General features: G+C 74.3%; 33 protein-coding genes. 15 read left to right on the top strand and 18 right to left on the bottom strand.

What is annotated here, in order from left to right; translation table 11 throughout:
• Window positions 1-8 precede the first annotated feature (8 nt).
• From ACFV4F_RS11815 to ACFV4F_RS11825, 3 genes are all read right to left on the bottom strand, one after another.
• Window positions 9-1,481, bottom strand: coding sequence for an FAD-dependent monooxygenase (locus ACFV4F_RS11815; protein ID WP_380501810.1), 1,473 nt, complete (start codon window positions 1,479-1,481; stop codon window positions 9-11).
• A gap of 142 nt (window positions 1,482-1,623) precedes the next feature.
• Window positions 1,624-2,028 (bottom strand): nuclear transport factor 2 family protein, encoded by a 405-nt coding sequence (locus ACFV4F_RS11820; protein WP_380501811.1) that lies wholly within the window; start codon window positions 2,026-2,028, stop codon window positions 1,624-1,626.
• A gap of 175 nt (window positions 2,029-2,203) precedes the next feature.
• Window positions 2,204-4,267, bottom strand: a complete 2,064-nt coding sequence (locus tag ACFV4F_RS11825) for a BTAD domain-containing putative transcriptional regulator (RefSeq protein WP_380501813.1) — start codon at window positions 4,265-4,267, stop codon at window positions 2,204-2,206.
• Window positions 4,268-4,369: 102 nt separating this feature from the next.
• Here ACFV4F_RS11825 and ACFV4F_RS11830 point away from each other — a divergent pair, with 102 nt between their 5' ends.
• Window positions 4,370-5,251, top strand: coding sequence for an alpha/beta fold hydrolase (locus tag ACFV4F_RS11830; protein ID WP_380501815.1), 882 nt, complete (start codon window positions 4,370-4,372; stop codon window positions 5,249-5,251).
• A gap of 21 nt (window positions 5,252-5,272) precedes the next feature.
• Here the strand turns inward: ACFV4F_RS11830 and ACFV4F_RS11835 are convergent, their stop codons facing one another.
• Window positions 5,273-5,842 (bottom strand): PadR family transcriptional regulator, encoded by a 570-nt coding sequence (locus ACFV4F_RS11835; protein ID WP_380501817.1) that lies wholly within the window; start codon window positions 5,840-5,842, stop codon window positions 5,273-5,275.
• 109 nt (window positions 5,843-5,951) lie between these two features.
• Between ACFV4F_RS11835 and ACFV4F_RS11840 the strand changes: the two genes are divergently transcribed.
• Window positions 5,952-6,392, top strand: a complete 441-nt coding sequence (locus tag ACFV4F_RS11840; protein WP_380448195.1) for a nuclear transport factor 2 family protein — start codon at window positions 5,952-5,954, stop codon at window positions 6,390-6,392.
• 89 nt (window positions 6,393-6,481) lie between these two features.
• Here the strand turns inward: ACFV4F_RS11840 and ACFV4F_RS11845 are convergent, their stop codons facing one another.
• From ACFV4F_RS11845 to ACFV4F_RS11855, 3 genes are read right to left on the bottom strand one after another with little or no spacing between them, the layout of a single operon-like run.
• Entirely contained in the window at window positions 6,482-7,393 is a 912-nt protein-coding gene (locus tag ACFV4F_RS11845; RefSeq protein WP_380448193.1) for an SDR family oxidoreductase, read from the bottom strand.
• Window positions 7,390-8,073 (bottom strand): helix-turn-helix domain-containing protein, encoded by a 684-nt coding sequence (locus ACFV4F_RS11850; protein WP_380501819.1) that lies wholly within the window; start codon window positions 8,071-8,073, stop codon window positions 7,390-7,392. Before ACFV4F_RS11850 ends, ACFV4F_RS11845 begins: the two co-directional genes overlap by 4 nt.
• Before the next feature lie 39 nt (window positions 8,074-8,112).
• A complete protein-coding gene (locus ACFV4F_RS11855; RefSeq protein ID WP_380501821.1) occupies window positions 8,113-8,901 on the bottom strand; it encodes an alpha/beta fold hydrolase in 789 nt (262 codons plus the stop codon).
• A gap of 176 nt (window positions 8,902-9,077) precedes the next feature.
• Here ACFV4F_RS11855 and ACFV4F_RS11860 point away from each other — a divergent pair, with 176 nt between their 5' ends.
• The 3 genes from ACFV4F_RS11860 to ACFV4F_RS11870 all read left to right on the top strand — a co-directional run bounded on the left by ACFV4F_RS11860 (window position 9,078) and on the right by ACFV4F_RS11870 (window position 10,754).
• Window positions 9,078-9,974: a LysR substrate-binding domain-containing protein gene (locus tag ACFV4F_RS11860; protein ID WP_380501823.1), complete on the top strand. Its 897-nt coding sequence runs from the start codon at window positions 9,078-9,080 to the stop codon at window positions 9,972-9,974.
• A gap of 256 nt (window positions 9,975-10,230) precedes the next feature.
• Window positions 10,231-10,473: a hypothetical protein gene (locus ACFV4F_RS11865; protein WP_380501825.1), complete on the top strand. Its 243-nt coding sequence runs from the start codon at window positions 10,231-10,233 to the stop codon at window positions 10,471-10,473.
• Window positions 10,470-10,754, top strand: a complete 285-nt coding sequence (locus tag ACFV4F_RS11870) for a hypothetical protein (RefSeq protein ID WP_380501827.1) — start codon at window positions 10,470-10,472, stop codon at window positions 10,752-10,754. Before ACFV4F_RS11865 ends, ACFV4F_RS11870 begins: the two co-directional genes overlap by 4 nt.
• Window positions 10,755-10,769: 15 nt before the next feature.
• Here ACFV4F_RS11870 and ACFV4F_RS11875 read toward each other — a convergent pair whose 3' ends face one another.
• Window positions 10,770-10,988 (bottom strand): hypothetical protein, encoded by a 219-nt coding sequence (locus ACFV4F_RS11875; protein ID WP_380501829.1) that lies wholly within the window; start codon window positions 10,986-10,988, stop codon window positions 10,770-10,772.
• 157 nt (window positions 10,989-11,145) lie between these two features.
• Between ACFV4F_RS11875 and ACFV4F_RS11880 the strand changes: the two genes are divergently transcribed.
• From ACFV4F_RS11880 to ACFV4F_RS11890, 3 genes are read left to right on the top strand one after another with little or no spacing between them, the layout of a single operon-like run.
• On the top strand, window positions 11,146-11,865 hold the full coding sequence (locus tag ACFV4F_RS11880; protein ID WP_380501831.1) for a sigma 54 modulation/S30EA ribosomal C-terminal domain-containing protein: 720 nt from the start codon (window positions 11,146-11,148) through the stop codon (window positions 11,863-11,865).
• On the top strand, window positions 11,862-12,185 hold the full coding sequence (locus ACFV4F_RS11885; RefSeq protein ID WP_380448179.1) for a hypothetical protein: 324 nt from the start codon (window positions 11,862-11,864) through the stop codon (window positions 12,183-12,185). Before ACFV4F_RS11880 ends, ACFV4F_RS11885 begins: the two co-directional genes overlap by 4 nt.
• A 23-nt stretch (window positions 12,186-12,208) precedes the next feature.
• Window positions 12,209-13,012, top strand: a complete 804-nt coding sequence (locus tag ACFV4F_RS11890; protein ID WP_380448177.1) for a class I SAM-dependent methyltransferase — start codon at window positions 12,209-12,211, stop codon at window positions 13,010-13,012.
• 15 nt (window positions 13,013-13,027) lie between these two features.
• Here ACFV4F_RS11890 and ACFV4F_RS11895 read toward each other — a convergent pair whose 3' ends face one another.
• The gene (locus ACFV4F_RS11895) at window positions 13,028-13,915 is read right to left on the bottom strand and encodes an NAD(P)-binding domain-containing protein (RefSeq protein WP_380501833.1); all 888 of its coding nucleotides are present in this window, start codon (window positions 13,913-13,915) and stop codon (window positions 13,028-13,030) included.
• Between the two features lie 81 nt (window positions 13,916-13,996).
• Between ACFV4F_RS11895 and ACFV4F_RS11900 the strand changes: the two genes are divergently transcribed.
• Window positions 13,997-14,404, top strand: a complete 408-nt coding sequence (locus tag ACFV4F_RS11900) for a MerR family transcriptional regulator (RefSeq protein WP_380501835.1) — start codon at window positions 13,997-13,999, stop codon at window positions 14,402-14,404.
• A gap of 11 nt (window positions 14,405-14,415) precedes the next feature.
• Window positions 14,416-14,547 carry a hypothetical protein gene (locus tag ACFV4F_RS11905; RefSeq protein WP_380501837.1) on the top strand — a complete coding sequence of 44 codons (132 nt, stop codon included), beginning with the start codon at window positions 14,416-14,418 and terminating at the stop codon, window positions 14,545-14,547.
• A gap of 202 nt (window positions 14,548-14,749) precedes the next feature.
• Here ACFV4F_RS11905 and ACFV4F_RS11910 read toward each other — a convergent pair whose 3' ends face one another.
• From ACFV4F_RS11910 to ACFV4F_RS11930, 5 genes are all read right to left on the bottom strand, one after another.
• Window positions 14,750-15,238: a MarR family winged helix-turn-helix transcriptional regulator gene (locus ACFV4F_RS11910; RefSeq protein ID WP_380448169.1), complete on the bottom strand. Its 489-nt coding sequence runs from the start codon at window positions 15,236-15,238 to the stop codon at window positions 14,750-14,752.
• Window positions 15,239-15,258: 20 nt separating this feature from the next.
• Entirely contained in the window at window positions 15,259-15,939 is a 681-nt protein-coding gene (locus ACFV4F_RS11915; RefSeq protein WP_380501965.1) for a hypothetical protein, read from the bottom strand.
• Complete coding sequence (locus ACFV4F_RS11920; RefSeq protein ID WP_380501838.1) at window positions 15,939-17,183, bottom strand: 2-isopropylmalate synthase; 1,245 nt, start codon at window positions 17,181-17,183, stop codon at window positions 15,939-15,941. Before ACFV4F_RS11920 ends, ACFV4F_RS11915 begins: the two co-directional genes overlap by 1 nt.
• Window positions 17,184-17,349: 166 nt before the next feature.
• A complete protein-coding gene (locus ACFV4F_RS11925; protein WP_380501840.1) occupies window positions 17,350-18,645 on the bottom strand; it encodes a hypothetical protein in 1,296 nt (431 codons plus the stop codon).
• Complete coding sequence (locus tag ACFV4F_RS11930) at window positions 18,642-19,487, bottom strand: hypothetical protein (protein ID WP_380501842.1); 846 nt, start codon at window positions 19,485-19,487, stop codon at window positions 18,642-18,644. Before ACFV4F_RS11930 ends, ACFV4F_RS11925 begins: the two co-directional genes overlap by 4 nt.
• A 202-nt stretch (window positions 19,488-19,689) precedes the next feature.
• On the opposite strand from ACFV4F_RS11930, the gene ACFV4F_RS11935 reads away from it, so the two are divergent.
• Entirely contained in the window at window positions 19,690-19,887 is a 198-nt protein-coding gene (locus tag ACFV4F_RS11935; RefSeq protein ID WP_380438290.1) for a hypothetical protein, read from the top strand.
• Window positions 19,888-19,941: 54 nt separating this feature from the next.
• Here the strand turns inward: ACFV4F_RS11935 and ACFV4F_RS11940 are convergent, their stop codons facing one another.
• The gene (locus ACFV4F_RS11940; RefSeq protein WP_380501844.1) at window positions 19,942-21,054 is read right to left on the bottom strand and encodes an amidohydrolase family protein; all 1,113 of its coding nucleotides are present in this window, start codon (window positions 21,052-21,054) and stop codon (window positions 19,942-19,944) included.
• A 188-nt stretch (window positions 21,055-21,242) separates the two neighbouring features.
• On the bottom strand, window positions 21,243-22,124 hold the full coding sequence (locus tag ACFV4F_RS11945) for a helix-turn-helix domain-containing protein (RefSeq protein WP_380501846.1): 882 nt from the start codon (window positions 22,122-22,124) through the stop codon (window positions 21,243-21,245).
• 115 nt (window positions 22,125-22,239) lie between these two features.
• Between ACFV4F_RS11945 and ACFV4F_RS11950 the strand changes: the two genes are divergently transcribed.
• Window positions 22,240-22,626 (top strand): YybH family protein, encoded by a 387-nt coding sequence (locus ACFV4F_RS11950; RefSeq protein ID WP_380490329.1) that lies wholly within the window; start codon window positions 22,240-22,242, stop codon window positions 22,624-22,626.
• Window positions 22,627-22,646: 20 nt separating this feature from the next.
• Here ACFV4F_RS11950 and ACFV4F_RS11955 read toward each other — a convergent pair whose 3' ends face one another.
• Window positions 22,647-23,153, bottom strand: a complete 507-nt coding sequence (locus ACFV4F_RS11955; RefSeq protein ID WP_380438298.1) for a hypothetical protein — start codon at window positions 23,151-23,153, stop codon at window positions 22,647-22,649.
• A gap of 327 nt (window positions 23,154-23,480) precedes the next feature.
• Here ACFV4F_RS11955 and ACFV4F_RS11960 point away from each other — a divergent pair, with 327 nt between their 5' ends.
• Together ACFV4F_RS11960 and ACFV4F_RS11965 are read left to right on the top strand one after the other, a co-directional pair.
• Window positions 23,481-23,672 carry a hypothetical protein gene (locus ACFV4F_RS11960; protein WP_380501848.1) on the top strand — a complete coding sequence of 64 codons (192 nt, stop codon included), beginning with the start codon at window positions 23,481-23,483 and terminating at the stop codon, window positions 23,670-23,672.
• A 219-nt stretch (window positions 23,673-23,891) separates the two neighbouring features.
• Window positions 23,892-24,581 (top strand): hypothetical protein, encoded by a 690-nt coding sequence (locus tag ACFV4F_RS11965; protein WP_380501850.1) that lies wholly within the window; start codon window positions 23,892-23,894, stop codon window positions 24,579-24,581.
• A 122-nt stretch (window positions 24,582-24,703) separates the two neighbouring features.
• Here the strand turns inward: ACFV4F_RS11965 and ACFV4F_RS11970 are convergent, their stop codons facing one another.
• Window positions 24,704-25,300 (bottom strand): TetR/AcrR family transcriptional regulator, encoded by a 597-nt coding sequence (locus ACFV4F_RS11970; RefSeq protein ID WP_380438302.1) that lies wholly within the window; start codon window positions 25,298-25,300, stop codon window positions 24,704-24,706.
• 155 nt (window positions 25,301-25,455) lie between these two features.
• On the opposite strand from ACFV4F_RS11970, the gene ACFV4F_RS11975 reads away from it, so the two are divergent.
• Entirely contained in the window at window positions 25,456-26,328 is an 873-nt protein-coding gene (locus ACFV4F_RS11975; protein WP_380501852.1) for an alpha/beta fold hydrolase, read from the top strand.
• Window positions 26,329-26,433 lie beyond the last annotated feature (105 nt).

Below are 26,433 nucleotides of genomic sequence, written 5' to 3' on the forward strand. Positions count from 1 at the left end.
TGCGGCGTTCAGCGGCACAGGGTGCGCAGGGCGGTGACGCACTCCGCGGCCCGGCGCTGCGGGTCGGCGTCGGTGCCGGCCCAGGCGATCCGGGCGTCCGGACGGATGAGGACGGCGCTCACGTCCCGCCAGATCGGGTGCGCCGCCTCGGTGTCGACGGTGGCGGCCCGCTGCTCCAGGCGGTCCGCGGGACATGGTGTCCGCGTCCCGTCGAGGTCCAGCAGGAGCGGTCGGCCGTGGTGCATCAGCGGGTGGGCGGTGGGTGCGTCGGCCGCCGCCAGGGCGAGGCCGGCCAGCCGGGTGCCGGTCAGCGGGTGCGCGCCGGGCACGGTGCCGGCGGGGATCGGGTCGTCGAAGCCGGCGATCCGGCGGGCCCACTGGTGGTTGGTCCGGGGTTCGGCGAGCGCGGCGGACCAGACCTCGCGCAGCGCGATCTGTTCCGGGCTCGCCGCCGCGAACAGGGCGAGCTGCGCGCGGGTGTTGTCGATGACGGCGCGGGCGGCCGGCCGGCGCTCCGTGTCGTAGCTGTCGAGCAGTCCGTCGGGTGCCCGGCCCTGGAGGGTGGCGGCCAGCTTCCAGCCCAGGTTGGTGGCGTCCTGGATGCCGAGGTTCATGCCCTGCCCGCCGGCCGGGAAGAACATGTGCGCCGCGTCCCCGGCCACCAGCACCCGTCCGGCCCGGTACCGCGCGGCCTGGCGGGTGGCGTTGCCGTAGCGAGAGAGCCACCGCGGGTTGCGGATGCCGAGGTCCCGCCCCAGCAGGGCGCGGGTCTGCTCGCGCGCCTCCTCCAGGGTCAGCGGTTCGCCGGCGCCGAGGTGCATGGTGGCCGTGGACAGTCCTGCCAGCCGGTGGACGCCGTCGCCGATCGGGGCCGCCAGGAACGAACCGGCCGGCCCGGTGGCGCCGAGCGGCGCGGCGGGCGGGTCGTCGAGTTCGACGTCGGCGAGCCACCCGGTCATGGTGGTGTCCTGACCGGGGAATTCGATGCCGGCCGCCCGGCGCACCGCGCTGCGGGTGCCGTCGCAGCCCACCACCCAGCGGGCCCGCACGGTCCGGTGGGTGCCGTCGGCCCGGATCACCGCCTCGACGGCGTCCGGCCCCTGGGTGAGCGAGACGACCTCCTGTCCGCGCAGCACCCGGGCGCCCACGGCGACCGCGTGCTCCTCCAGGAGCCGCTCGGTGACGGACTGACCGAGCGCCAGCATGAAGGGGCGCACCGCCCCGACCGTGGAGAAGTCCAGCCGGGTGGTCGCCGCGCCGAAGTGGCCGGTCGGCACCGGTGTGCCGCGTTCGATGAACCGCTGCGCGAGGCCGCGGGTGGCGAAGGTGTCCAGCGTGCCGGCCTGCATGCCGACCGCGCGCGACCGTCCGTCCGGTGCCGCCCGGCGTTCCACGACGACCACCTCCACCCCGTGCAGGCGCAACTCCGCGGCGAGCCAGAGCCCGACCGGGCCGGCCCCGGCGATGAGCACGTCGAGCATGACAAGTACTTCCTCTCACAATCGGCACGATGTTTCGGGACGGTGCGCCATGACGGCCGCGGCCGATCCGCGGCCGATCCGCGGCGGTGAGGACGGCGGCGGGGACGGCGGCGGCGTCGTGGCGTCGGGCGGGCGCTGCGGCTCAGCGGGCGCTGCCGAGGTTCCGGTCGGCGTCGGCGCCTTCGAGCATGAGGGTGGTCTCCTCGATGCGGCGGAAGCGGCCGTCGGGGGCGAACTCGGCGAAGAGGTAGACCTCGATGCGGACGGTGGAACCGTCGGTCTTGGTGATGGTCATGGTGTGGCGGTCGGCGTAGCGGTCGCCGGAGATGAGCTCGTCGTGGACGTCGACCGAGCCGCCGACCACGACCGTGCGCAGGTGGGCGATGTGGGCGAGGAACTCGGTGCGGTCCGCCCACTCTCCGTCGGTGCGCTGGCGGTAGTCGGGGGCGAAGTGCCGGTCGGCGGCCTCGTCGAGGTCGAGTCCCGGGGTGAGGAGCAGGTCGGTGAGGGCGGAGCGTGCGTCGGTGCGGGTGCTGGCGGTGGTCATGACGGTCCCCTCGGGGTGCGCGATTCGCTGGAAAAGTGCGTGCGCTGAGCACGCATATGCACCGTACTACAGACTGCGTGCGCCGCGCACGTAAATCTGGGCGGATGGAGAACCTGACGGAACGCGATGCGATGTGACGGAGCATGACGACGTGATGTCGTCGGTGCCGGTGCCTCTACCGGTCTGTCGGCGCGTCGAGATAGCGGGTGACCGGACCGAGCGTGAGCAGTCCGCTGCCCGCCCCGGCGAGTTCCCCGGCGGCGGGCCGGAGGCGTGAGCGTGCGCGGGAGAGGACCGGCTGGTCGTCCAACTCCTGTGCGAGGAAGGCTTCCAGGCCGCAGAGCGCCTCGTAGAGGAGGTCGGCCGGCGGCTCGGGGAGGGCGCGGAGGGCGCCGCGGGCACGGCCCCGGTGGCCGGTGGCGAGGTGGGCGAAGGGCTCGGCCCACGGGCGGTACGGGCCCCAGTCCTCGGCGAGGTCGACGGGCGGGACGGCGCCGCCTTCGGCGAGACGCAGGCAGAGGAGGGCGAGGGGGAGGAGGCCCTGTTGGAGGCCAGGCATGCCCGCGCCGTCGAGGCGTTCGGCGGCGGCGCGGTAGGCGGATTCGGCCTCCCGGGTGCGGCCGTGAGCGGCGAGCCGCAGGGCCGCGTACCACTCGGTGAACACGCCGACGAGCGGGAGCTCGTGGCGCTCGGCGAGCCGGTCGGCCGCGGCGGCATGGGCGTCGGCGGCGGTGAAGTCGGCCGACGCGCAGGCGGACTGGAGGCGGACGAGGTGGCCGAGCACCTCGAAGGTCACCAGCCCGTGGCGGGCGGCCAGGCCCACCAGCTCGGCGCCGATCGCGTCGCGCTCGGGTGCCTGCCCGGCCCGGCGGCAGGACTGCATGAAGCGGCCATTGAGCGCGAACGCGAGGAGCGTCGGATCGCCGAGGTGCCGGGCGAGGTCCTCGGCCGCGCGGGCCGCCTCCGGCCCGCGCTCCTCGCGCGTGCCGCGCATCTCCAGGGCGATCGTGGCGAGCAGGCGGCAGCGCGCCGCCTCGGCGCCGGCGGGCAGGGCGGCCAGGGCGCGTTCGGCCGCGGCGACCACCCGGGCGGCCAGCGGCGGTTCGTCACTGCGGGTCCAGACGGCCGGCACGTCGTAGGCGCCGATCACGCGGGCCGTCAGCTCCGGATCGCCGAACTCCTCGGCCGCCGCGATCGCCTCCACGCGGTGCCGTGCCGCCGTCCGCAGCCCCTCCCCGCCGGTGACGGCCAGGTTGCGCATCAGTCCGACGGTGCCCTCCAGCCGCGCCCGCGCGGTGGCGGCGAGCGTACGGTCGTACGCCTCGGCGGCGCGCGCCCAGACGTGGGCGGCGGCTTCGACGGGGGTGGCGGTGCCGGGAGTGCTGGTCGTGCCGCCCGTGCCGGCTCTGTCGCGCTCGCCACCCCCGTCCAGCTCCGGCGCCTGCGCCAGGATGTCCGCCTCCAGCCGCCGCAGTCCCGCCCCCGGGTCCAGCCCGAGGCGCCCGGCCAGCACCGACCGCGCGTCCCGCAGCACCTCCAGCGCGTCCCCCTGGCTGCCCGCCCGGTACTGGGCGAGCGCGAGGAGCCGCCAGGCCTCCTCGCGCCACGGGTGGTCGGTGAGGTGCGCCCGCAGGTCGGGGACGGCCCGCGCCGCCCGCCCGAGCGCGAGCAGCGCCCCGGCCCGCCGCTCGACGGCCTGGAGCCGCAGCTCGGCGAGCCGGGCCCGGTCGGCGCGGGCCCACTCGGCCCCGCCCGCCAGCGCCCCGCCCGCCTGCACCGCGCCCGCCTGCGCCCCGCCCGCCTCCGCGTACGCGGGGCCGCGCCACAGCGCCAGCGCCTGCTCCAGCTGCGCCACGGCCTCGGCCGGCGGCAGCGCCGGGGCCCTCTCCACGGTCGCCTCGAAGCGCCACGCGTCGACCGCGTCGGGCGCGGCCCGCAGCGCGTACCCGGGGCCGTCGGTCACCAGGAGGCGGGCGGGCGCGCGCGGGGGCCGGCCGGGTTCGAGGGCGCGGCGCAGCGCGCCGACGAAGGTCTGGACGGCGCCGACGGCGCCCGCGGGCGGTTCGTCCCACAGGTCGTCGACGAGCCGGGCGACGGGCACGACGCGCCGCCGGGCGACGATGAGCCGGGCGAGGACGGCCCGGTGGCGGGGGCCCTTGAGGTCGAGCGGCGCACCGTCGGCGTCCTGCGCCGTCAGCGGCCCGAGGACGCCGAACCGCACCCGTGTCACGTCTTCCATTCCGGGGTCCACGGTACCCGCCCGGTGCGTGCTGATCGTCCGCTGATTCGGGCGCGGGAGGCTCGTCCCGTACCCAGTCACCGCACGAGAGGACGAGTTCTCATGACGCAGACCATTCCCGGCTTCGAGCACCACCGCGTCGAGGTCGCCGAGGACGTCCGCCTGTTCGCGGCCGTCGGCGGTTCCGGCACGCCCGTCGTGCTGCTGCACGGCTTCCCGCAGACCCACCTCATGTGGCGGCACGTGGCCGCGGACCTGGCCGCCGGCCATACCGTGATCTGCCCCGACCTGCGCGGTTACGGCGCCAGCGACAAGCCCGCCGAGGCACCGGACGGCAGCGCCTACGCCAAGCGCACGATGGCCGCGGACGTGGTGGCCCTCGCCCGGGCCCTCGGGCACGAGCGGTTCGCACTCGTCGGCCACGACCGCGGCGCGCTCGTCGCCTTCCGCGCCGCCCTCGACCACCCGGACCGCGTCACCCACCTCGCCTCGCTGGACGTCCTGCCGCTGCTCGACACGTGGGACGTCATGCGCGGCACCTCCGCCGCCGTGGGCTTCCACCTCTACCTGATGGCCCAGCAGCCGGGCCTGCCGGAGCGGATGATCGCCGCGTCGGCCGATGCGTTCTTCGGGCACTTCCTCGACGTGTGGTCGCGCGACCCCGCCGCCATTCCCGAGGAGGTCCGGGCCGCGTACCTGGCGGCCTGCCGGGAGGCCGTCCCGTCGATCGTGGCGGACTACCGCGCCTCGGCCGGGATCGACGTCGCCCACGACACCGCCGACCGGGCGGCGGGCAGCCGGCTGCGCATGCCCGTGAGCGTCCTCCAGCAGGACTGGGGCGCGGCGCTCGGCTTCGACGCCGCCGCCCTGTGGCGCGCGTGGGCCCCCAATCTCGTCCACACCACGGTCGACTGCGGCCACTTCATGGCGGAGGAGGACCCGGCCCGGGTCACCGCCGCCGTACGGGACCTCCTGCGGCGCTGAGCGCGGGACGTGGTGAGGCCGTCAGCGGCGGGCGCGGGCGGCCTCGCGGGCGCGCAGGGTGGCGATCGTGGTGTGGCACCAGTCGCGGTTGCCCCGTTCGAAGGCGAGGCCGCGCAGGCAGGTGAGGTAGGGGCCGATGCGCTCGCCCTCGCGCAGGAAGTCGTCCTCCGGGAGGTCGCCGCGCATGGTGCGCAGCATGCGTTCGAACAGGTCGACCTTGGCCTGGGCGAAGGCCGCGCGCTCCGCCAGCCGGGCGATGAGGGTCGCGGGGTCGACGTGGTCGACGGTGCGGACCTTGACCATGAGGTCGTCGCGGACGAAGGAGGGCTTGGCGGAGGTGGCGGCGAAGTCGTCGAGTTCGGCGAGGCCAGCGTCGGTGACGCGGAAGACCCGTTTGTTGGGCCGGTTGTCCTGGATGATCTCGCGGCCGCTGATCAGGCCGTCCTTCTCCAGGCGGGTCAGCTCGGCGTAGAGCTGCTGGGGCTGGGCGTACCAGAAGTTCGCCACGCCGAGGTCGAAGGTCTTCGCCAGTTCGTAGCCGCTGGCCTCGCCGTCGAGCAGCGCGGCCAGGACGGCGTGCCGTAGTGCCATCGGTCGGATTCCCTTCGGATCGCCCCTGTTGCCGGACCCGCCGCCCATGGTACTCATGAAAATGACTACTCACATTCATGAGTACCGCCAGTCCTCGGGAGAGTGCACCGTGACCGCCACCGCCGCCACCGCCGACCGCTTCCGCGCCGCCGTCGAGAACCGCGACGCCGCCGCTCTGGACGACCTGTTCACCGACGACATCCGCTTCTACAGCCCGGTCAAGTTCGTTCCCTTCGAGGGGAAGCCGATGGTGCTGGGCCTGTTCGGGGTCCTGCTGCGCACCCTCGAGGACTTCCGCTACGTCGGCGACCACACCGGCACCGCGGAGACCAGCGCCGACGGCACCGAGGCGGACACGTCCGTCCTGCTGTTCCGGGCCACGGTCGGCGGCAAGCAGATCCACGGCATCGACCTGATGCACTTCGCCGAGGACGGCCGGATCAAGGAGTTCACGGTGATGGTCCGTCCGCTGTCGGCCGCTCAGGCGCTCGGGCAGGCGGTCTTCGCGGGCCTCGTCGCCGACGGCCTCGTCCCGGCGGCCGCGCAGTAACGGCGGTCGCGCAGTAACGGCAGCCATGCAGTGACGGCAACCATGCAGTGACGGCAGCGGTGCAGTGACGGCGCCCGCGTTGCCCGCTGTCAGAGCGGCTCGCCGAGCGGCCCGTGCTCGGCCTCCAGGTTCGCGGCCCAGTGTGCCGCCCAGTCCGGCTGCGTGCCGTCGGCGTCGGTGAACCCGTACTCCCGGTACAGGCCCCACGTCGCCAGCGCCCGGCCGGACTTGGCCATGACGTCCGGGTCCGCGGCCAGGGCCGCCACCGCCCGGCCGAGGTACGCCGGGGTCTCGGAGCGGGCGAAGTGCGGGTCCGCCGCCACGCCGTCGCGCCAGGTCGCCTCGGTGACGCCGAAGTGGTCCAGCACGGCCTCCGAGCGCAGGAACCCGGGGGTGAGGGCCACGGCCGCGACGCCGTGCGGCTTGAGCTCGGCGGCCTGGGCGACGGCGAGCCGGATCACCGCGGACTTGGCGAGGTCGTAGAAGAACGAGCCCCGGTAGCGGGCGGTGTTGCCGTCGGTGACCTCGACGACGAGGCCGCGCTTGCGCGCGACCATCAGCGGGAGCGCGAACCGGCTGGTGATCACGTGGGTCTCCACGGCCTGGCGCAGCAGCCGCAGGCCCGTCTCCACGTCCTGCTCCCAGAGCGGGTGTTCCCAGTCGACGAGCGGATCGCCGCCCCAGACGGAGTTGACCAGGACGTCGAGCCGGCCGTCCTGCTCGGCGGCGATCCGCTCGACCAGGGCCGCGACCTCGTCCGGGCGGCTGTGGTCGGTGCGGACGGGGACGCCCAGGCCGCCCGCCGCGGTGACGCGTTCGGCGGTCTCCTCGATGGTCTCCGGGCGGTCCAGGTCCGAGCGGGTGCCGGTCGTGCTGCGGCCGGTGACGTACACCGTCGCCCCGGCGGCGCCGAGCTCGACGGCGATGCCCCGGCCCCCGCCTCGGGTGCCGCCGGCGACCAGGGCCACGCGTCCGGCCAGCGGCCGGCTGTCGATCGTCATGATTCCTCCGTGACTCGGGTGCGGCGGGCTGTCGTGTGCGGGAGCAGGATGGCGTCGATTTCCTGCCGCAGCCGCTCGGGGAGCGTCCCCTCGCGGTCGAGTGCCCAGTTCAGGCCCGTGCCGGCGGCGAGCGCCTGCACCGATCCGGCGAGGGCGGACACGTCCGTCCCGGGGGTGAGCTCGCCGGCTCCGGCTGCCTCCGCCAGCAGGGCCTCGATGGCCCGGCGCTGCGCCAGGTGCACGGCGAGGGCGTGCTCGTGGAGCTCCGGGTCGGTCAGGTCCAGGCACAGGAACGCCAGGTGGTTGGCGAAGGTCTCGGGCGCGGCCATCGGCGCCGTCGACTCCACCAGCAGGGCGGTCAGCGCGGCGAGCGCCGAGTCGTGCCGCTCCCGCACCCGGGCGGGCAGTTCGGCGACGTCGTTCGCCGACTGCCGCGCGAGCGCCACCAGGAGCCCCCGTTTGGAGCCGAATCGCTGGACGAGGGTGCCGGGCACCAGGCCCACCTCCCTCGCCACGGCGGCCAGCGTCAGCCCCGGCGGCCCCACCCGCCCCATCACCTCGGCGGCGGCCCGCAGGATCACGGCGTCGTCGACTCCCCGGGGGCGGCCGGCCATCGCGCACTCCTCTTCTTTAATAAATGCTCGTTCATTTATTAAAGCGCGCCGACGGGTGAGGAGCAACCGTTGCCTGCGGGGCCGGCGCGCGGCCGACCGTCCCCGTCACGCCGGGACGGGCGCCATCCGGGCGACGATGCTGCGCAGGAGCGCGTTGAAGGCGCCCGGGCGTTCCTGGTGCGGCATGTGGGCGGCGTCCTCGATGACGTGGAGCTCGCCGTGCGGGGCGAGGTCGGCGAGGGTCCGCGACACCTCGACCGGGATCTCGGTGTCGAGGCGCCCGTGGACGAACGCGGCGGGAACGGCGAGGCCGCGGAGGGCCGGGCGCGGGTCGTAGGTCAGGGCCTCGGTGAAGAGGGCGTCGATGAAGACGCCCGAGTCGAGGAGCTGGCGCACCGTCCAGTCGGCGACGGCCGGACCGCTCGCCGGGCCGAACCAGTTGGGGACCCAGGCGGCGACGGTGCCGGCGCGGTCCTCGGCGAGGCCGGCCAGCAGGGCGTTGAGCTGCGGGGCCATGCCCTGGCCGGGCCAGTGGGCGGGGCCGTCCACCGAGACGACGCCCCCGATGAGCCCGGGCGCGGCCAGCGCGGCCTCCAGGGCGAAGGTGGCGCCGATCGAACTGCCGACCAGCACGGGCCGGTCGAGGCCGAGGTGGTCGACGAGGGCGAGCACGTCGGCGACGTTCCCGGCGACGTGGTTGCCCTCGGCCGGGTGGTCCGAGCGGCCGCAGCCCCGCCAGTCGACGGTCACCGTGCGGTGGTCCGCGGCCAGGCCGACGACCTGGGCGCCCCAGACGCGGCCGCTTGAGCCCCAGCCGTGCAGGAACAGCAGCGGGCGGCCGGTGCCGTGGTCCTCGTAGTGCAGTTCGATCCCGTTGATCCGCGCGAACGGCATGATGTGCTCCTCAAGTCCGGTCCACCGCCGGTGCGGTGGCGCAGGACCATCACACCAACCGGGCCGGCCGCGACCAAGGAGCGTTCCGCGCCTACACTCATCGGTGATCGTGATGAATCGCGGTGATGATTCGCCGTGATGATCGTCGGGGTGGTCGTCGAGGTGGGGGCTCTCGGGTGGAACTTCGTCAGATCCGGTACTTCCTCGCGGTCGCCGAGGAGCTGCACTTCGGCCGCGCCGCCGAGCGCATGCACATCGTGCAGTCCGCGGTGAGCCAGCAGATCCGGCGCCTGGAGCGGGAGTTGGGCGTCGACCTGTTCGACCGCACGACGCGGAGCGTGACCCTGACCCCGGCCGGCAGCGTCCTCGTCGACCGGGCCAGGGCCGTCGTCGCCGCCGAACAGGCCGCGCTGGACGCGATCGCGGCGCACCGGGCCGAGAACGCGGGCGGGGCCGCCGCGCTGCGCATCGGCACCAACGTCGGCCTCGGCGCCCGGCTCGAACGGCTGCTGGCGGCGCTGGAGCGCCGGGCGCCGGACCTCGCCGTCGAACTCGTCAGCGCCGCACCGGCGGACCGCCTCCAGCGCGTGCGCGACGGCGGGCTCGACGCGGCGTTCGTCCGCGGGGTGACCCGCAGCCCCGGGCTGGAGCTGGTGCCGGTCTGGCGGGAACGGTTCGTCGTGGCGCTGCCGGCCGGGCACGCGCTCGCCGCGCGCGAGACCGTCCGCCTCGCCGACCTGGCCGGGATGCCGCTGCGGATCGCCCCGCGCGAGGCCAACCCGCACCTCGTCGACCTGGTCCTCGACGCGTGCCGCGCCGCCGGGTTCGAGCCGGTGCTCGGCCCGGCGTTCACCACCGACCAGGACACCCTGGCCGCGATCGGCGCGGGCGGCGGCCACTGGACGGTCTTCTACGCGACCCAGGCCGAGGTGCTCCCGACGATCCGCACCGTCTTCCGCCCCCTCGCCGGCCCGGACGCCCCGGCCATGCCGACCTACCTCGCCGTCCGGCCCGACGCGCCCGCCCGCACGGTCACACCGCTCCTCGACGCGTGCCGCGACGTAGCGGGGTAGCGGGGGACTGGAGCTCCCCTTTGCCCGAGCGCGGCGAAACGGGGTAGTCGCGGGCGGAACCCGGCGCGGTGCGGACCCCGGGTAGCGATCGCCCGGCTGCGCGTGGGCCTCCGGCGGCCCCGGTCAAGAGCCCGGAGCGTGCCTCCCGGGGTGCTTCGTCGCCTGGAGAACGCCGAGTGCGTTTTCTAGGATTCGGTGCCGATTCCAAGGGTCCCCACCCGGCATCCGCCCTGAAATCCAAGGCTGCGACCACCCCATGGCACACCCCTCACCCTCTTGCGGACGGCGGCCGGCCTCTCCCACCCGCGACGTCTGCCGGCTCGGCCGGCCGCACTGGCTGGACCGGGCCACGGGCGACGCCGGCCTGCTCGACCAGCCCTTCACCGACGAGGGCACCGCCCACGTGCTGCGCGGTGCCGTCCACCTGCCCGACGCGCCAGGCCCGGCCGGACTCGTCCTGCTGCGCGACAGCGCCCCGCCCCGAACGGACCCGCCGTGACCGAACCCGAGCACCCCCTCCTCACCCTCCCCGACCTCGTTGCCCACGTCGGCGCCATACTGGCCGTCCCCGCGCTGGCCGTCCGCCTCGCCGCCCGGGACGCCCAGCGCCCCGAACTCGTGCCGGTGGCCTGGACGATCGGGGCCGCCGGCCTGCTCACGATCGCCGTGGGCGTCGCCCTCTCCCTCCTGCGCTCCACCCGCCCGAGCCCGGCGGTGTGGGGGCTGCTGGTCTTCTGGGTGCTGGTCACCGGCGTCATCCTGCTGGAGGCGTGCGGCTGATCGACGGATTCACCGTCAGAGCCGAGGACCCGGCCGGACCGGTCCGGCCGGCGCGTGGACCGCCAGCCACCGGCGCCGGACCTGCCTCCTCCCGTCGTCCAGCAGCCGCGTCAGCCGGACCTGCAGCCCGAACCGGCCGCCCCCGTCGAGCGGCACCCGCACCTGCTCCACCACGCCGCCGACGAGGCGCGCGGCCGCGGCCCGCAGCCCTTCGATGTCCGTCGTCCCCTTCATCGCGCCCGAGTATGGGGACGGATGGCGCCGTCGTGCAACGGAAATCGGTCCTTTCCGCCGCGATGGGGCCGTTGGCCTCTTGTGGTGGGAGTGGCGGGCGCGCAGCGTAGGGGGTGCTGTTGGGCGGGGTCCACCGAGTGGCAGGAGGATGGCGGAGATGAGCACGGACATCGCGGTGGTGGCCTTCGGAGGGGTGTCGCGCGAGGTGCTGGCCGAGGGCCGGGCCCGGGTCGCGGCGGCGGTGCAGGGGGCCAACGCGCTCGTCGAGGCGCTGAAGGTCAGGCTGTCGGCCACCGGCGCGGGCGTTCTGGCGCAGGTGAACGCCGAGGTGGACGGCCGCCGGGTGCGGGTGCAGACGGCGGCGCCCGGTTTCGCGGAGGCGGTGGACGGGATCGGCGAGCGGCTGCGGCGGCGGATCGCGGCGGTCGGCGGGGTGTGGAAGCCGCGGGCGTGGACGCCGGGAGGGTCCGAGGAGGTGTCCGTCCCGGACGGCTCCCGGCGGATCGTCCGGGTCAAGTCCCCGTCTCTGGTGTGGTGTTCGCCGGACGCCGCGGTGCGCACCCTGGACGCGATGGACTACGACATCCACCTGTTCACCGACCCGGCCACCGAGACCGACGCCGTCGTCTACCGCACCGGCCCGACCGGCTACCGCCTCGCCCGCACGACGGCCGCCGCCCCGCCGCACCGCTGCGCCGTGCCGCTGACGCTCCACCCGCGCGGCGCCCGCCGCCTCACCGACGACGAGGCCGTCGCGAGTGCGGAGGCCGCCGAACTGCCGTTCCTCTTCTACGCCGACCCGGTCACCGGCCGCGGCCGCGTCCTCTACCGCCGCTTCGACGGCCACTTCGGCGTCATCGCGGGCGGCCGGCCGTGAGCAGACCCCGGTACGACCGCGCGGTGGGGAACGACGGCTCCGACGAAGGACTGCCCGAGGGCTGGACGATCGAGCGCATCCGCACCGCCTCGGGGGACTCCGAAGCCGAACTGCTCTCCCTCGCCCGGCTCGTCGTCGTCGAGGTGCACGGCCGCGCCGACCACGAGACCCTCCGGCCGAGCATCATCATCTCCTTCCACGGCCTCTGCCTCGTGAAGGCCGGCGACGACTGGTACATGGGGGACCTGGACTCCGACGGCTCGATCTCCTGCTGGTCCTCCTACGGCCCCGACCTGGGGGAGGCCATCCGCGGCCTGTGACGGTCCTCTGCGAGAATCGGCGCATGGCTGATCACGACGAAGACCGCGGCTACCTCCTCGACAACCGGCGGGCGGAGGCCGGCGTCCGCTTCGACGCCCTCGCCGAGATCTTCAACCCGGTGACGTTCGGGCACGTCGACCGGATCGGCCTCGGCCCGGGCATGCGGGTCTGGGAGGTCGGCGCCGGCGGCCCGTCCGTCCCGCTCGGGCTGGCGGAGCGCGTCGGCCCGACCGGGACGGTGGTCGCCACCGACATCGACGCCTCGTGGACGAGCGGCATCGCCGACGGCACGATCGAGGTGCTCACCCACGACGTCGTCGCCGACCCGCCGCCGCCCGGCGAGTTCGACCTCGTGCACGCTCGGCTCGTCCTCGTCCACGTCCCCGACCGTGCCGAGGCGCTGCGCCGCATGGTCGGGGCGCTGCGCCCCGGCGGCCGGCTCCTCCTGGAGGACGCCGACCCCGCGCTCATGCCGCTGATCTGCCCCGACGAGTCCGGCCCCGAGCAGCGGCTCGCCAACCGGCTGCGCAACGGCTTCCGCGAGCTGATGGCCTCGCGCGGCGCCGACCTCGCCTACGGGCGCACCCTGCCGCGCGTGCTGCGTGAGGCCGGGCTCGCCGACGTGCAGGCCGACGCGTACTTCCCGATCACCTCGCCCGCGTGCGCCGTGCTGGAGGCCTCGACGGTGCGGCACGTCCGGGGCCTCCTGGTCGAGAAGGGCCTCGCGACGGACGAGGAGATCGACCGGCACCTCGCGGCCGTCGAGAGCGGGAAGCTCGACCTGGCCACCGCCCCGCTGATCTCGGCCTGGGGCCGCCGCGTCTGACGTTCCGTCCGGTCCTCAGGCGGCGAGCAGGTCGACCAGCGCGGACACCCCGTCCGGCCCGTGGCCCGCTTCCGCCGCCCGGCGGGTGAGGGCGAGCGCGGCGTCCAGGACGGCAGTGTCCAGGCCCCGGGCGCGGGCCGTGTGGGCGACGTGCGCCAGACCGGCCGCGGCGGAGGCCACGCTGCTGCGGTCGCCCGGGTGCCGGCGGTCGTCGGCGCGCCGGGCGAAGTCGTCGATCAGCGGGGGCAGCAGGAGTGGCAACCCCTGGGCGTACGGCGCGAGTTCGGCGCCGCTGATGCCCTCGGCGCGGGCGAGCGCGAGGGCGTGGACGTACCCGTGCACGGTGGTCCAGAACAGGTCCAGCAGGGCCGCGTCGAAGGCCGCCGCCCGTCCTGGGTCCGTGCCGACGTGGCGCACGGTGCCGAGGGCCCGGAGCGTCTCCCGGTGTTCGGTGAAGGCCTCGGGGTCACCACTGAGCAGGATCGTGCCCAGGGGGCTGCCGATCGTCGGGGTGGGCGTGAGGATCGCGGCGTCGAGCAGGCGGTAGTCACGGGCGTCGGTGGCGTTGGCGCGGGCGTCGTCGGGCGCGATCGAGGTGGCGTTGACGAGGGTCCGGCCGCGCAGCGCCGCCGCGGTGGTGTCCAGGACGGCCCGGGCGGCCGGCTGGTCGCGGACGCAGAGCAGGACGAGCGGTGAGCCGGCCACCGCCTCGGCGGCGCTCGCGGCCGACCGCGCACCGCGGGCGAGCAGGTCGGCGTCCCGGCCCGGCGTGCGGTTCCACACGGTGGTCGGATGCCCGGCGGCCAGCAGCGCCCCGGCGAGGGCCCGGCCCATCGGGCCCAGGCCCAGTACGGCAACGGCGGTGCGGGCAGGGGTGGTTGAGGAAGATCGTTCGTTCGGCATGCCGGTTACGCTAGACCTTCACGCCGACGTCAGAGTCAAGCCGGGACGCGGCGCCCGTCCCGTCCTCAGGAGGTGCCCGCGATGCGGATCGGAGAGCTCGCCCGGCGGACCGGCGTCACGCCGCGCGCCCTGCGCTACTACGAGGAGCAGGGGCTGCTCACCCCCGAGCGCCGCCCCAGCGGCTACCGCGAGTACGGCGAACGGGACGTGGACGCCGTCCACGGCATCCGAACCCTCCTCGCCGCCGGACTCAACAGCGCCGCGATCGCCGAGATCCTGCCGGGCCTGCCGCTCCCGGGCCGCCGCCGCCCCGGCCCGACCTGCCCGGAACTGCTGGAGGGCCTGGCCCGCGAACGCGCCCGGATCACCCGGCAGATGGACGAGCTCGCCGCTGCCCGCGCCCTGCTGGACGAGATCATGGGTGCGGACGCGCCGAGCGAGGCGATCCGCCGGCGCGGAGCGTCGAACGCTTCGCCGTCGCGCGCCTGAGTGACCACGCAGTGAGTCCAAACACCGCCCACCTCGCCGCCCCGGGAGCCCTCAAGGCCGTCGCCGTGATCGCCGGCCCCCGGGTCAAGCGCGCGGTCGCGAAGAACCTCGACGTCCTGAAGGGCATCCTCGAAACCCGGTAACCGTGCGCCGGCTCGCTCGGCCTGCGGTGGTCGTCCTCGGCACCGCGGGAGCAACCGGCCGGTGCCCCTCGTCGACTCCCAGACCTGGAACATCACGCCGACGACCGTCATCTGGCTGTCGACCGAGGACGGCGACTGCCCGTCCACATCCGCCGGAAGACGGGCGAGGACCGTCAGGGGCCGATGTCCACCAGGGCGCCGCTCAGTCCCATGCCGGGTCCTCCGCGAGCTTCTCGGCGATCCGGTCGTGGAAGCTCCGGCGCTCCAGCGCCCGCTCGACGTCGGCGACCACCCGGCTCAGCGGGTACGGGATCTCGGCCTCGATCTCGGCCAGCGCCGCCTCGGTGGCCCGCCACTCCGCCGCCAGCCGACCGGTGATCGCGCGGGCCTCGTCGGTGAGCGTCACCTTCTTGCTGCGCGCGTCATCGCCCGGGACGGTCCGCACCCAGCCCGCCGCGCGCATCGCGGCGACCTTCTGACTGAGCGCCGAGTGCGTCCGCCCGACCGACTCGGCCAGCTCGGTGATGGTCATCGGCCCGTGGGTGTGCAGCCGCAGGAGCTCCATGACGAAGGTCGGCTTGAGCCCGTCGATCCGCGCGTCGGCGTAGACCCGGCCGATGTCCGCGTCCATCGACGCCTGGAGGAGTCGGAGGGGGCGCCAGAGGCTCTGGAGGGTGGGGTCTTCGGTCATGGCGCAGATCGTAACAGCACTTATATAAGTACTGTTACGATTCGCGGCGTGCTGTCAGCCCCATAGGTGCGGCCGAGATGGGCCAGGTACTCCTCGGCGCCGCCGTGCCCGCCGTCCTGGGCGCCGTGGCGGTGAACGTCCATGCGTCCGTCGGAATCTAGCCGGACGGTGGTGGTCGCGCGACGGGTGGCCGCGGTGTCGGCCGGAACCGGATCGGCGAGCACCGGGACGTCCGGGCCGAAGGCGACGGCCGCGTCGGCGGGCGTGGGGGAGGGGAGCTGCCCGGTGCGGTTGGCACTGCTCACGTAGAGCACGGGGAACGGCTCCAGGAGGTCGGCCAGCGGCTTCCACAGCGCACCGAAGAGGAGTGCCCACCCGTCCTGGGTGGCCGGGGCGAGCCACGGCGGCGCGCTCCCCGGCTCCCGGACGGGGACGAGGAGGGTGACGAGCTCCTCGTCGAGCAGCCGGCGGGCGAGCCGGAGCGCGTCCGGGCCGAGGTCGAGGAGCCCGGCCAACCGGCCGAGCGTGTCCGGGTGGTGGGCCCACAGGGCGACGGCCTGGCCGGCCGGCCGCCGCTTGGCGAGGTTGACGGCCTCCGGCCGGGTCGCGGTGACCACGCAGGTGAGCGGCGCCGGATTGGGCAGGACGACCGCCCGGCCCTCGGCTAGGGCACGGCGGACGGCGGTGGCGTCGGACAGCATCACGGGTGGACCTCCACGTGGGCGGCGCCGTCCAGGTACGCGGCGAAGGCGTGCTCGTCGACGACCGCGCGACCGGCCCGGAACGCCTGGCGCTTGACCCACGCCGTGGCGGCCCTGGCCCCGGCGGCGTCGAGCCGGTGGCCCAGCCGTGCGGCGACCGCGGTGACGACGCGGGCGCTGGCCAACTGGGTGAGCACGATGCTCGGTTCGATGCCGAGGAGGGCTCTCGGGTCGTACGGCTGGAACAGCTCGGGATCGACGAACGGCGTGCCGGTCGAGATGGTGCCGACCCCGGAACCGACCACCGGGGTGGTCACGGTGAGCGGCACGCCGGTCTGCTCGGAGACCATGGCGGCGAGGGCGGGCAGCCGGGTCAGGTCGGGCGCCCGCCACCACAGCCCGGAGCCGTCGCCGGGCAGGCCGAGCAGCCGCGCGGCGCGCTCGGGCGCGTGGGCGAGCAGGAACAGCACCTGCTCGGTGGCCACCATGCCGGAGCGCTCCGCGAGCCCGAGCCACGAGGCCGAGACCACCCGCACACCCGCCCGGAGCGCCTCCAGGGTGTTCGCCAGCCCGAGGCCCAGGTCGTTGTGGAGGTGCGAGCCGAGGACGGCCTCCGGCCCGGCCGCCGCGCGGACTCCCGCGAACATCTCGGCCGCCTCGACGGGCAGTTGCCGCCCGACGGTGTCCGCGAGGATCACCGTGCCGGCGCCGAGGGCGGTGAACTCCCCTGCGGCGTCGCCCATCAGCCCGTGCTCCGCCCGGGAGGCGTCGGCCAGGCACACGTCGATCGCGACCGCGTCGTCCAGGTCGCGGGCGGCCTTGACCAGGTCCGCGCCCTGTGCGAGCGCCTCCCGCGCGCCCTGGTGGACCATCACCCGGGCCATCGCCTCGGACGCGGGCACGACCGCCATCACCCTGGCGTGCACGGTCCCGCGCGCCGAGGCGACGGCCTGCCGGACGTCGGCGGGCGTCGCCCGGCACACGGCGGCGACGCTCACCCGCCCCTCCGCCTCCACCGCCACCTGCCGCACCGCCTCGAACTCCTCGGCGCACACGGCTGGGAACCCCGCGGCGAACACGACGTGCCGGGGCCCGTCCGCCCCGAACACCGCCCCCTGCGCACACGCCAGCCGCACGCGGAACGAACCGGGCATCAACGTCTTCGCCTGCGCCCCGTCCCGGGCGGACTCCTCCCACACCACCATCCGCCCGGCCGACGCCGACTCCCGCACAACGTCCCGCATGGCAAGCTCCCTCGTGTGTCGTACCGGGGGAGACGTTAGGGGGAGGGGCGGCGCAGCAAAGGTGGAATGATCAACTTCGATCATGCGTGGCACTTCTCGTGGATCCCAGGATCGGGAGTTGCTCGATCCCGATCGAGATGGTGCGCGGGACCACACGGCGTGTGGGTCAGTGGCCCTCGTGGACACTCCGGACGGCCGCCGACAGCCGGAGGTCCGGCCGCCGGTGATGCACCCGCCACTGATCGGGCCGGCCGGGCGGGCGTTCGTGCACCGGCTCCGCTTCGTCGTCGTCCCCGACGATCTCGTAGAGGCGCACCATCACGATGTACAACTGACGCTCGGCGCTCCCCACGTGGCTGCGTCGGCCGAACGCGGCCATCATGGTCAACTTCGTCGCGGCATGGGAGGCCTGGCGGAAGATCTCCTGCATGAGCGGCCTCTGGCCCGGCTCGCTCACGGCGCGCGCCAGATTGGCCAGGTCCGCCGACAACTGCTTGGCAGCCATCCCGAGTTCGTCCAGCTCCCACGCCGGGTCGGCCCTCGTCTTGTGTCCGATCCGCGCCCGGGTCAGCTCGCCGGCCAGTTGCCGCGCGGTACGGGCTGCGCGCCGAAGGGCGTCGTCCGGTGGCCTGCCGGCCGGTGTCGGCCACCAGGGCGCGGCCCATGCCCGGTCGGTGGAACCGGACGGCGTGACCTGCTGCCACCGACGGATGCCCATCACCCGTCCGTCCGGTCCGGCCAGGTCTTCCCACACGGACTCGGGCAGCACCAGGATCGGCCCGGGATCGTTCCGGTGCAGGAATTCGTCCCGGACCGACCTGAGGAGGGCGAGTTTCCGGCCCAGATCCCAGAGCACGCGTCGATCCGATGACCGGGTCCCCAGGACGCCGGCCAGGTAGCGCGGCCGGTGTTCCCGGGACAGCCCGGCCGCCACGAGGCGGAACCAGCGGGCGATCGACTCCCCGTCCGCGTCGCTCGGCAGCAGGGCCATCACCCCGTCACCCCGGTCATCCCGGTCGAGCCTGCAGTCCTGCCAGCCGACGACCCGCGAGCAGGCCTCCGTCACCGCGCGGAACCACGCGTCCCGGAACTCCTGGTCACGGTGGTTGCGGATGCCGGACCGCTCGCAGTCCACGACCACGACGACGCGGCGGACGGGCTCCTCCACCGGGCTCTCCTCCTCGGCGTCATCCCAGTCGTAGACGTTCCGGTCCAGCACCGGCTCGATGGACTCCGGATCGAGTTCGGGTGCGATCGAGGATCCCCGCAGGGTCCTCAGGAAGCCCCGCAGCGATGGGCTCAGTCTGCCGACGTCCACTTCCGCGCCTCCGCGCGACGGCAGGCGGACACGCTCCAACTCCCGCGTCCAGACGCCCGCGTCGCTCGTGCCCGCGGTGCGGAGAGTCGTGAGGGCCCAACGGATCAGGTCGCCGGTGACGGCCTCGGGCATGGGATTGGTCATGGGTGCGTCCTCCTCCGTTCCTCGTTGGTGGGGTCCTGCTGCTCGCCGGGTTGTCGGGGCCCGCGCTGCCGGCCGCGGCCGAGGTGGTCGCGAAGCCGTTTGACCCGCATGGAGACCGCGCCCTCGGAGAGTCCGAGGCGGGCCCCGATCTCCTTGTCCGTGAGTCCCAGGGCGCGCCAGCGGAAGATCTCCGCGAGGATCCGGCACTGTTCGGGGGTGAGGTCCGGCCCGAGGTCGGCGATCACCGTCTCGGACGCCGCCAGGTCGGGCACGATGTCGTCGTGGGCGCGGTCCTGCTGCATTTCCCCGCCGTCCACGATGTCGGGCAGCGCGTCGCCGAGCGGGACTTCGACGGCGGCACCCGCCCCGAACTCCCGGCACCAGCGTCGGTGGGCGCCGGGGAAGGCCAGCAGGACCGCGCCCACGAAGTAGGAGGCGAGCGTGGCACCGCCGGCGCAGCTCCAGCCGCCCTCGATCAAGGCCTTCTCCCGGAACCGCGTCCAGGCGAGGGCGACCGTCTCGCCGATCAGCGACTCCCGCTCGTCCACCCGCTCGCGGAGGACCCGCCGCGTCCCGGCATCCGTGTCCAGGGGCCGGCCGGCGGTGAAACAGCGGTGGTGGATCTGCTCCGTGACGATCCAGTGCCGCAGCACCTTCGTGCCCGTGGCTATCATCGCGGTTTCGAACAGCACGTAGTCGGGCCCGGTCCAGCCCCCGGCGGCGAGCCGGTCGACGAGGTCCTGGTCCGCCTTCCGGCGCGCGAGCGAGTCGGCCGGGGCGCGGGCGGGCTCTCTGGCCGGTGCCGGGTACGGCGAAGCGCCGCTCCTCTCGACCTGCACCATCGACCCTCCCGCGTTGCGGCCCAGCACCACGCTGCTCCTGTCGGCGTTGTAGGCCCGCGGATGAGCGCGATCCCACGCATCGTCACAATTCTTTCGGGAAAAGATTTTTGGGCCGCTCGCGTGGGTCCGGACGGTGCGCCCGACCTATGCCCGAAACGAACCGGGTCCGCCGGACCCGACCGCACCGCCAGGAGACGCGACCATGTCGCACGACCAGATCCCAGCTCAGGCCTCGTCGGAGTCCCTCACCCGGCCCGACCCCGTCGGCCCGGTCCTGGACGTCCGCGTCGGAGGGATCCGCCTGACGCTGGAGGTGCCGGCCCGCCTCCACCTCCTGGCGTCCGGCCTGATCACGTCCGGGACCGCCGCCGCCCTCGGGTACCTGCTCGCGGCGCGCTGAGCCCGGTGGGCCCCCACGGACCTGATGCACAAGGGCCTGTGGGGGCTCCGACCGTCAGGCGTCGGAACGCGGACGGGTGCGGCAGATGCGCGGGGCCTCGTCCTTGAGTCCCAGGAGGGCGAAGTAGTTCTGGCCGAGGGCGATGTCCCGGAAGGCCTCGTTGCCGAGCGCGCGGTTGATCCGGCTCGTGACCTCCAGTTCCTGCTCGTAGACCGCGTAGTCCTTGTTCCGGGCGGCCACGAAGTCCGTCCCGGTGATCGCCCGGGTGGGGTGGCGGTCGAGGAAGGCCGCGTACTTCTCGCGGACGCCCGGGCGGCTGAAGTAGAGGTCCTCCAGGACGCGCCAGCTGAGGTCGAGCGTCAGGTTCGGGTGGGCGTCGAGGAGGCGGTCGAGGATGCGGATGTGCTCGTCGGGGTCGAGGGTGGCGAGCTCCTTCGAGAGTCCCATGTGGGCCCACACGATCTTGTTGACCGGGTACCGGTCGAGGATCTCCTCCATCAGGTGCAGGTACTTGGTCGGCTCCGCGTCGTTGCCGAGGTCGGAGTGGAACGTGACGGGGATGCCGCGCTCCCGGTACACCTGCATGAACGGGCCCCAGTCGGCGATGTCGTCGCTGTCGGCCGACTCGGCCTGGTTGGCGAACAGCGCCTGCTTGACGACGTTGACCTCGCCGGCCCAGGTGAACATCTTCGGGTACTCGCGGTCGTAGAGCGCGATTCCGGCGGGGACGGTCTCCGGGTGGTGCAGGTCCATGAAGGTCATCGACAGCGTGAGGTGCGGGTCGTCCGGGTGCTGCTCGCGGAAGTTCTCGGCGTTGGCGATGTCGTTGCGGATGCTGGGCCGCACCGGCGTGCCGGGGCAGTCGAGGTAGTACACGCAGTCGGAGTCGGCGGGCAGGACCTGTCCGATGCCGAACATGTTGGCGTAGCGGACGCCACTCTTGCGCAGGTAGTCGGTCATCTCCTCGAAGGGGATCGCCCGCCCGCCGAAGGGGCGGAAGTGGAGGTGGCTGTCCACCACCGAGGTGTAGGGCTGCTTGGCGCGGTCGAAGCAGGCGCGGGCCGCGAGGGCCTGGCCGGCCCCGGCCGGGGAGACGACGACCGCCATCGCGGCGGCCGAGACGGCGATGGCGGCCAGGGGTCTGTTGGTCCGGAGGGTGTTCTTCAAGGGGGCGCCTCCCGTGGCGAGCGGTCGGCGCGGGGCGCCGACTCGGAGAGCATCTCTGGGGGGCCAGGTTCGCCCGACGGTTCGTCGGTTGGTCGCGCCCGGAGAGGTGTCGGCGCGGCCGGCCGCTCGAACGGGTGCGGGGATGGGGCCGTTGGAGCGGATGCGAAGCAGCCTGACCTGTCGCCGGATCAGCGCTGGGCGCGCCGGAAGGCGCGCGGGGTGCGGCCGGTCTCGCGGGTGAAGAACTTGCCGAAGTTGGTGGGCTCGCCGAAGCCGAGGGTGCGGCCGATGGTCGCGACGGGGAGGTCGGTGTGGGCGAGGAGGCGCTGGGCCTGCAACGCGACGCGGGCGTCGGCGAGTTGTTTGGCGGTGCGGCCGGTGGCGGCCAGGCAGGCGCGGGTGAGGGTGCGGGGGGAGTAGCCGAGGCGGGCGGCGTACTCCTCGACGGAGCGGGTGGTGGCGAAGGACCGTTCCAGTTCGCGCCGGAAGGCGAGGTAGAGGTCGGGGGAGGGTTCGCCGGTGGGGCCTGGGAGGCGGGCGATGCGGATGAGGAACGCGCCGAGGAGCTGGCGCAGCAGCGCGCTCGAAAGGCCGGCGGGGGCCGCGCCGGTTCGGAGTGCCGCGTACTCGGCTTCCAGCTCCGCCGCCGCCCGGTCGAAGGCGCCGAACTCACCGGGCGGCAGCTGCCACGCGACCGGGCCGAAGCCGTCGAGCGCGGCGTGCGTCGCGGGCAGCGGCGGTGGGAAGTCGGCGGTGAAGAGGAGCAGGACGGCGTCGAGTGCCGCCGGGCGGCCGTCGGCGCCGGACGGCAGGCGCTGCACCTGGCCGGGGCGCAGGTGCAGGAGCGTGCCGCGCGTGCACGGGTGCGGGACGAAATCGACCATCGCGGTGCCCTCGCCGCCGCGCACGAGCACCAGCTGGTGGAAGTCGAGCCGGCTCGGCCGGCGGGCGACGGAGCTCTTCAGGCGCTGCTTCAGCGCCTCGAAGGTCAGGACCTCGACCCCCGGGTGTGCAGGGTCGGGGTTGTCGTAGGCGATCTCGATGACGTCGTGGTGTCCGTTTTCGACCATGGCGAGTCCCGACTCTACCTCGCCGGGGAGGTGGCCCCGGGGGGATCGTGGAGGCACGGCGGCTGAGGGCCGTCACCGTCACCGTCACCACTACGACACGTGAGGATGTTTCACCATGTCCGTCCCCGTCATCACCGATCCCGCGCAGCTGCCGATCGCGTTCGAGCACGCCCTGAACGCCGGCGACGTCGACACCGTCCTGACCCTCTTCGCCCCGGACGCGGCCATGCGCACGGTGGCCGGCGAGTTCATCACGGGCACCGACGCGCTCCGTGCGGAGTTCGGCGGCACCGTGGCCGTCCACGGCAAGCTGACGAACGTCCGTCGGCACACGCTCGTCGGCGCGGGCAGTGCCCTGCTGGTCAACGACTGGACCCTGGAGGTCGACACCCCCGGCGGCGGGCGGACCGCCCGGACCGGCACCACCGCCAACATCGCCCGCCGGGACCCGTACGACGGCACCTGGCGCTTCGCGCTCCTCAACCCGCTCGGCACCGCCTGAGGCGTCGGGTGCGTCCGCGGTCAGTTCTCCAGGCTGACGGCCTCGTTGAGGGTGTGCACGCGTTCGGTGGCCCCGGGGTCGGCGCCGATCTCCGGGGCCCGCGCGATCAGGAGGTCCAGGAGCGCGAGGGCCGAGGCGCGTTCGCGCTGGGAGAGGGTGTCGGTGCCGGGGGACGCGTTGGCGGCGTCGGTGACGGCGCGGTGGAGGCGGCGGATCCGTTCCGTCACCTCGGCGTCGCGGCTGAGCGGGCCGGTCCGGGCCATCAGGCGGTCGAGCACGGCGTCGATCTGCGAGGGCCCGCCGGGAGCGCTCCGGTGGCCGGTGCCGGTGTCGGTGCTGATGCCTGCGTGGCCCCTGGACCCGTCGCGGGACGGGAAGGCCGCGATCTCCGCGACGAGCACCCGGATGCGGTCGACGGTCGCGGGGTGGTGGGCGATGGTCGCGGCGTGCTCGTCGAGGAGCGTGCGCAGCGCGGTGATGGTTTCCGGCGCGCTCATGCCGTCGGCGACGGTGGGCAGCGGGGTCATCGGGGACTCCTGGGGGTCTGGCCGGGGCGGCCGCCGGTGGGACGCGGCGGGCCCGCAGTCGGGTGTGCGGGACCGGACGCGCTCGCCGCACGCCCCCATGCTCGGTCGGCGGGCCTCCCGCTGTCCTGCGGGACCCGTCGCACGGGTGACCCGGCCCGGCGGGTCCTGTGGAAACACCGTGCCCCGGACGGCGGCCGCTCGTGCCCGTTCGACGAACCGTCCAGGCCACTACCGCGCCCGCCTGGCCGGTATTCGACCGGTTACTCCACGTCGCCGCCGGGGAAGATCGACCAAGTCCGATCCGCGCATGACAGAAGGAGCCCGTCCGTGGCCGACGACCAGCCCACCGAGACCACCGCCGACGAGCCCGAAGCCGGCGAGACCGCCGCCGCCGCCGAGACCGCCGCCAAGCCGACAGCCGTCAAGGCCGCCCAGCCGGTCGGCCATCAGAAGCTCGAGGTCAAGCACATCCAGGGACAGGTCATCACCCACACGATCGTCAAGCCCCTGCCGGAGTGACAGGCCGAGGCGTGACCGCCCCGGCGCCTGGCGGCTGACCGGCACGCGACTACGCGGGAAGCCGGGCGCACCGTTCGGTCACTGGGCCGCCCTTCACGGCAAGGGCGGCCCAGATCGCTGTCCGCGACCCGACCCCGAAGGGCGCCGCGGCTCTTCGATCTCGCTGCTGGTTGCTGCGCTGCATGTTTGACACGTCATCAGATACAAGGAGTTCCTGTGGTGAATACCAAGGTCCCGATCGCCGCCGTGGTGGCCGCCGCCGCGCTCGTGCTGGGCGGCGGCATGCAGGCCGTCGCCCAGCCCCAGGCCGGGACGGGCGCGGCGGCCTGCGCGGGGTGGACGAAGGTGGAGGCGGTCTCCTACCTGAGCCACGCCGACGGCAGCTACCGCCGGGCCCAGGGCACGGTCCGGAGCGTCGCGAAGGACACCTGTTTCATCGAGCTGGACGAGAACAAGTACGCCCCCGGCTGGTACACCGGCTGGGACGGTTACTGGAGCATCGCCAAGGAGAACGACAAGGGCGCGGTGTACAAGCAGTTCGCCAAGGCGGTGGTCAGGAGGGGCGAGGGCGGCTACGTGGAGTCCCACCTCGTGGACCTGGACCAGCTGCGCGACGTCGCGGAGAGCGTGAACTGCGACGCGAGGGTCACCAAGGACCTCGCGGACGCCTGGCGGGCGGACATCCGCGTCTACGGCGAACCGAACCGCCAGCGGACCGACTGGATCCGGACCTGGAACGAGGTCGGCGGCTTCACCAACCTGGGCAGCCGGTGGCGCAAGGACCAGTGCGTCAAGCTCACCGGCAGCGCGACCAAGTGGGACGGCCACACCTTCTACGAGACCCCGCAGGGCCAGGGCGGCCACTACGACTGGGTCCGCGACGACGCGGTCAACCTCCAGCGCAGGTAGCCCGCGTCATCTCCCGGTGCCCGCCCGCACCGCACGCAGGCCGGAGCAGGTTTCTCGGCGAACCGCCCGCTGGGAAACCTGCTCCGGGCGGGCGCAGTGTTCACCACGCCGGTTGAAGCGCCCTAGCCGAAGAGCCGGTCCAGGTGCTCGTCCAGGACGGCGAGCGCGTCGGCCTCGCGGTAGACGCCGAAGAGGACGGGCCAGCGCAGGCCCTCGACGACGGTGTGGAGGGCGCGGGCGGCGTGGTCGGGGTCGAGGTCGGCGGGGAGCTCGCCGCGCTCCTGGCCGAGCCTCAGCTGCTGGGCGAGGAAGCCGGTGGCGCCCTCGTACACCATCGTCACGACGTCGCGCACGGACGGGTCGACGGCGCCGCGCGCGAGGATGGCCGCGCCCATCCGGGCGCCGTCGCGGCTCTGCTCGTCCAGCGGGAGCAGCTCGACCAGCAGCCGGCCGAGCAGCTCCCGCACCGTCGTGGGCATCCGGTCGCCGGCGAAGAGGCGGGCGAAGCGCGCGGTGAGCAGCTCGTGGTTGTACTCGATGGCGAAGCGCAGCATCTCGTCCTTGGTGGCGAAGTAGTGCTGCACCGCGCCCATCGAGACGCCGGCCTCGGCGGCGACGTCGCGCAGGCCGGCGCCCTCCAGGCCGCGGGTGGTGATGATCCGCAGCAGGGCGGCGGCGATGTGGCGGCGGCGTTCCTCGCGGTCGACCTGCTTGGGCATGGGCGGTGGTTCTCCCGTGACGGTCCGTCTGGTGGTCGGGCACTGCGGCAGTTCGGCAGTGGGGCAGTTTGGCAATGCGAGTGCATTGCCAAGCATACGCGGCGGCTTTTACCATGCGAGTGCATGGTGAAAATCGGCGAGGCGAGGGGGCCCCGATGGTCGTGTCAGTCCCGTACGAGCGCGCGGTGGCGAGGAACGGCGAGGTGGAGATCGCCTACGAGGCGTTCGGCGAACCGGACGGGCGGCCGCTGCTGCTGATCGCCGGCCTGGACGGCCAGATGCTGTGGTGGTGGACGGACTTCTGCCGCCTGCTCGCCGGGCGGGGCTACCGGGTGGTCCGCTACGACCACCGCGACAGCGGCCTCTCCACGCACTTCACCGGGCACCGCGGCACCGCGTACACCGCCGTCGACATGGCCGGGGACGCGCTCGCCGTCCTGGACGCGCTCGGCTGGCACGACGCCCACCTCTGCGGCGCGTCCATGGGCGCCGGGCTCGGCCAGTACCTCGCGGCGACCGCGCCCGAACGGGTGCGCACGCTGACCTCCATGCTGTCGATCCCGGTCGACCGGCCGGCGAGCGCCCTCGCGTACGTCCACCCGCTGCGCCCGTTCAAGCTGGCGTTCCGCCGGTACGGGGACGACCGGGCGAGCCAGATCCGCCGGACCGTGGACGTGCTGCGGCTGACCTACCCGGACGGGGCCCGCTTCCCCGAGGAACAGGCCCGCGCGGTGGCCGCCGAGTGCCACGCCCGTCACCCGCACGATCCGACGGCCCGCCGCCGCCAGCTCGCCGCCTCGCGTGCCGTCCGCTTCCCGGCCCCGGGCCTGGCCGGGATCGCCGCGCCCACCCTGGTGATCCACGGGGAGGACGACCCGTTGGTCCGTCCGGCCGGAGGACGGGCGGTGGCGGCGCGGATCCCGGGTGCCCGGTTCGTCGGCTACCCGGGGATGGGGCACAACCTGCCGGAGGAGCGGTGGACGGACATCGCCGACGAGCTCGACCGGCTGACGGCCGGTAGCCGGTAGCCGGCGGGGGGGCGGGGGGGGGGCCGGGGGGGGCCGGGGGGGGCGGGGCCCCCCACGGCCCGCGCCGGCGGTCCATATGGGCCTGCCACCGCCGCGAAGAGACAA

Source organism: Kitasatospora sp. NPDC059722, assembly GCF_042733235.1.
In the GTDB taxonomy this organism is placed as follows: domain Bacteria; phylum Actinomycetota; class Actinomycetes; order Streptomycetales; family Streptomycetaceae; genus Kitasatospora.